The sequence below is a fragment of the Pseudomonas sp. AMR01 genome, from assembly GCF_041946035.1.
GTDB classification, from domain to species: Bacteria; Pseudomonadota; Gammaproteobacteria; order Pseudomonadales; family Pseudomonadaceae; genus Aquipseudomonas; species Aquipseudomonas antarctica_B.
Genome location: NZ_JAUTYR010000077.1, coordinates 1 through 4051, shown reverse-complemented (window position 1 = coordinate 4051; position 4051 = coordinate 1). Strand labels below are relative to the sequence as shown.

At 60.7% G+C, this 4051-nt stretch carries 5 protein-coding genes; 3 read left to right on the top strand and 2 right to left on the bottom strand.

Going from position 1 to position 4051, the window contains the following annotated elements:
• Window positions 1–387 precede the first annotated feature (387 nt).
• The gene (locus Q7C20_RS26535) at window positions 388–750 is read right to left on the bottom strand and encodes an NUDIX hydrolase (protein WP_375071160.1); all 363 of its coding nucleotides are present in this window, start codon (window positions 748–750) and stop codon (window positions 388–390) included.
• Between the two features lie 127 nt (window positions 751–877).
• Here Q7C20_RS26535 and Q7C20_RS26530 point away from each other — a divergent pair, with 127 nt between their 5' ends.
• Entirely contained in the window at window positions 878–1858 is a 981-nt protein-coding gene (locus Q7C20_RS26530) for a Gfo/Idh/MocA family protein (RefSeq protein ID WP_375071159.1), read from the top strand.
• Between the two features lie 24 nt (window positions 1859–1882).
• The gene (locus Q7C20_RS26525) at window positions 1883–2512 is read left to right on the top strand and encodes a ribonuclease T2 (protein ID WP_348061743.1); all 630 of its coding nucleotides are present in this window, start codon (window positions 1883–1885) and stop codon (window positions 2510–2512) included.
• On the opposite strand, the gene Q7C20_RS26520 is transcribed toward Q7C20_RS26525, so the two are convergent.
• Window positions 2509–2946, bottom strand: coding sequence for an Rrf2 family transcriptional regulator (locus Q7C20_RS26520; protein WP_348061744.1), 438 nt, complete (start codon window positions 2944–2946; stop codon window positions 2509–2511). The two genes, Q7C20_RS26525 and Q7C20_RS26520, sit on opposite strands and share 4 nt — an antisense overlap.
• A gap of 145 nt (window positions 2947–3091) precedes the next feature.
• Here Q7C20_RS26520 and Q7C20_RS26515 point away from each other — a divergent pair, with 145 nt between their 5' ends.
• A complete protein-coding gene (locus Q7C20_RS26515) occupies window positions 3092–4000 on the top strand; it encodes an NAD(P)/FAD-dependent oxidoreductase (RefSeq protein ID WP_375071158.1) in 909 nt (302 codons plus the stop codon).
• Window positions 4001–4051 lie beyond the last annotated feature (51 nt).

Below are 4051 nucleotides of genomic sequence, written 5' to 3'. Positions count from 1 at the left end.
TTGCTCGCGAATGCGGTGTATCAGCCACCAAATTCATCAACTGACCCACCGCATTCGCGAGCAAGCCCGCTCCCACAGTTTTGACCGGGTACAACTTCAATAGCTGCACGGTCTGCTCTTCTGTGGGAGCTGGCTTGCCTGCGATGCAGTCACCTCGGTGTCATTCCCACCACCTCAGACAGTCGAAGAAAGCCGCGAGCAATTCCTGATCGGTACCGGCTAACGTTTGCGCAACCCTGCAGGGTGAACTAGAGCATGACGGTGACCCATTCAATCGCATGAATAACCCGATTTTTTCGCAGCATTGGCATGGGCGAGGAGGGCGTGCACTGCCGCGTTCGTCAAATCCTTTGTCGAACGGCAGAAGAGATGTGCAGGTGAGACGCTTCAGAGGCGACGCAGGAAGGATTTGACGATGTGTCGGGTGGCGTCGGTGGTGTCGAGTTCGTCCATGGCGGTGTAGGCGTGCCATTGGCAATCGATGATTTCGTTGCACGGCCTGGCCTCGGCGATGTTTATCACTGAGGCTTCGAATACGTGGTGCAGGGTGTCGCGGGTTTTGAGCTCTTGCAAGTACAGCAAGCCGTCCACGTTTAACCCGGTTTCTTCTTCCAGCTCGCGTTCAGCGGCGCCGACCGGGCGTTCGTCGCGCTCGACCTTGCCGCCGGGCAGTGCCCATTTGGATCGGGCTTTGCGCACGAAGAGGATATGCCCCTCGTGTTCGCAAATGACCGTGGCCCTTATTTTCATGCTGTGTGCCCCCGCAGCGTGATGAGTGTCATAAAAGTGTAATGCAATTGTCATGCTGGGTGGCAGTGGCGCCGACGTGAGGGGATGTGGATACTGCCTGATTGATGAAAACGGACGAGGAATACAGATGACTACCGTACGTTGGGGCATGATCGGTTGTGGCAGTGTCACTGAAGTTAAGAGTGGACCCGCTTTCTACAAAGCGCCAGGTTCTGCCCTGGTCGCGGTGATGGGGCGTCGCGAGGAGGCCGTGCGCGATTATGCGGCACGCCATGGCATTGCCCGTTACTACACTGACGCCCAGGCACTGATTGACGACCCTGAAGTGGACGCGGTGTACATCGCCACGCCGCCCGACAGCCATTTGGAATACAGCTTGATGGTGGCCGCAGCCGGCAAGCATTGCTGCGTCGAGAAGCCCATGTCGCTGAATGCCGAACAGAGCGCGCTGATGCAACGCACGTTCGAACGCGCCGGGCTGCACTTGTTTGTGTCCTATTACCGGCGCTCGCTGCCGCGCTTCCAGCAAGTGCGCGACTGGCTGCGGGACGGGCGCATCGGCGAGTTGCGTCAGCTCACTTGGAGCCTGTGCAAGCCGGCGGCCGTTGACGACGCCAGCGCCGCCAACTGGCGTACCGACCCGGCTATCTCGGGTGGGGGGTATTTTGCCGATTTGGCCAGCCATGGTTTTGACTTGTTCCAGTACCTGGCCGGCGACATTGTCGAGGTCACCGGTTTTACCGCGCGACAGGCCGGGGCGTATGCGGCGGAGGACGCGGTAACGGCCTGCTGGACCTTCGGTTCAGGCGCGCTGGGCATGGGGTGCTGGAACTTTGTGGCGGACCGTCGCGAAGATAAAGTCGAGCTGATCGGCAGCCGTGGGCGCATCACCTTTGCGGTGTTCGACGACCAGCCGCTGCGGCTTGAAGGCGAGACCGATGAAGTGCTGGAAGTACCCTGCAATGCGCATATCCAATGGCACCATGTGGTGAATATGAATGCCCATATTCGCGGCGAAGCCGAGCATCCTTCACTGGCGATCGAGGCGTTGAAGACCGATCGGATTCTCGACAAGGTGCTGCAACGTAATCCCCATCTACCGGGGTAATGGATTTTTTCAAGGAACAGACGGATGAAATACCTGATGGTGCTGTGGCTGGCGTTCGCCACCTGCGCAACGGCGGCGCCGCGTGGTCAAGGCACGCCCGGCGCGTTTGATTTTTATGTGCTGTCGCTGTCATGGTCGCCGACGTTTTGCCTGACGCACCCCGACAACGAACAGTGTTCGGGTAAGGGCTACGGCTTTGTGTTGCACGGTTTGTGGCCGCAATACGCGAAAGGCGGGTGGCCGTCTTCCTGTGACTCGCAGGCGCAGTTGAGCCGTGAAGACCTGGAGAAGGGCGCCGCACTGTTCCCGACCCGTTCGCTACTCAAGCACGAATGGGCCAAACACGGCACCTGTACCGGGTTGGCGCCGCAGGCCTATCTGGAGAAAACCGATGCGGCGTTGGGCGTGGTGACCATTCCGCAGCAATTGCAGCCGTTCAACACGCCGTCGTCATTACCGGCGAGTGAAATCGAGGCCTTGTTTCGCGAGAGCAACCCGCGCCTCGGCAACCATGGGCTGGCGGTGATCTGCAAGGGCAAGGTGCTCTCGGAGGTGCGGGTGTGCCTGACCAAAGACCTCGCGTTCGCCGGTTGCCCGCGCAGTGTGAAAACACAGTGCCGCGCGGGTGATATCCGCATTCCTTCGCAGCGCTAAGGCAACATCGCCACGCGGTAGCGCTCGTCAAAGTCCTCGGCCAACTGCGCCAGGGTCACATCGCCCAGGCGCTGCAACAGTAGGGCCTGGGCCTGTTCGAAGGCGTCGGTCAGGGCCGCGTTTACCGCCTGTTCCACCAGGCACTGCGGGTGGTCGGTGGACAGGCCGATGGCGAAAATCGACGGCGTGCCCAGCGCGCTGTGGATATCGAGCAGGGTGATTTCATTCAAGGGTTTGCCCAGGGTCCAGCCGCCCTGGTGGCCCTTTTCCGAGCGCACGTAGCCTTTTTCCTTGAGCAACCCAAGCGTGCGCCGCACCACCACCGGGTTGGTGCCAAGCATATGCGCGATGGTGTCCGACGTGGCGCGCTCTTCATGGCGGCCCATGTGGATCAGCACGTGCAGCATGCGCGAAAGCCGGGTGTCGTTTCTCATCAAAAAGCCTCAAGTCGATTCGCGGCAAAGTATCGTTCGTAACCTGAATAGTTGCGAGACCCTTGACGCCTTATTTTCATGTAACTTATGGTGTGCCGTGAAAGCGTCCAGGCAACCTGGCGCAGCGGAAGACGAGATCGCAAACATGATTTATGACGTCATTATCGTAGGTGGCAGCTATGCCGGCCTGTCTGCGGGCCTGCAACTGGCGCGGGCGCGGCGCAACATAGTGGTGATTGATGCGGGGCAGCGGCGCAACCGCTTTGCGGCCACCTCCCATGGTTTCCTCGGCCAGGACGGCCAGCCACCGCAGGTTATCGCCGCCGAAGGGCGCAGCCAGTTGATGGAATACCCGACGGTCACCTGGGTGCAGGACAGCGCGTTGGAAGCACTGCAGCAGCCCGACGGTTTCAGCATTCGTACCCGGTGCAACGGTGAATATCAGGCCCGGCGACTGATTCTGGCCACTGGTGTCGTCGACGAATTACCCGCCATCGAAGGCCTTGAGGAGCGCTGGGGCAAGCGGGTATTTCATTGCCCGTACTGCCACGGTTACGAGCTGGATCAAGGCCGCATCGGCGTGCTGGCAACCTCACCGTTAGCGATGCATCACGCGCTGATGTTGCCGGATTGGGGCACCACAACACTCTTCACCAATGAGGTGTTCACGCCGGATGCCGAACAACAGGTGCAGCTGGATCGGCGTGGCGTGACGGTGGAAAGCGGCAAGGTCAGACGCATCAGTGGCGAGCGCGCCGATGTGGAACTGGACGACGGCCGGGTGTTCAGCCTCGATGGCGTTTTCACGATGTCACGCACCCGCATCAGCCCTCTGGCGGGGCAATTGGGCTGTGAGTTGCTGGAGGGACCAACCGGTGCTTACGTATTCACAGACGACATGCGTCAGACCTCCCTGGCCGGCGTATTTGCCTGTGGCGATACGGCTCTGGCGGCAGGTTCGGTGGCGTTGGCGGTCGGCGAGGGCGTGGGCGCCCGGGGGGGGGCGCCCGTCGACGTGTTTAAACGGTTGGCTATAACCGGCGGGGCGGGGTAAAACCCGCATAACGGGGCAAATTTGACACACGCCCCCCGGGGGTTGTTGGGG

Coding starts and splice junctions, on each gene's coding strand:
- Q7C20_RS26530 (WP_375071159.1), top strand. CDS start 878: ATGACTACCGTACGTTGGGGCATGATCGGTTGTGGCAGTGTCACTGAA.
- Q7C20_RS26525 (WP_348061743.1), top strand. CDS start 1,883: ATGAAATACCTGATGGTGCTGTGGCTGGCGTTCGCCACCTGCGCAACG.
- Q7C20_RS26520 (WP_348061744.1), bottom strand. CDS start 2,946: ATGAGAAACGACACCCGGCTTTCGCGCATGCTGCACGTGCTGATCCAC.
- Q7C20_RS26515 (WP_375071158.1), top strand. CDS start 3,092: ATGATTTATGACGTCATTATCGTAGGTGGCAGCTATGCCGGCCTGTCT.
- Q7C20_RS26535 (WP_375071160.1), bottom strand. CDS start 750: ATGAAAATAAGGGCCACGGTCATTTGCGAACACGAGGGGCATATCCTC.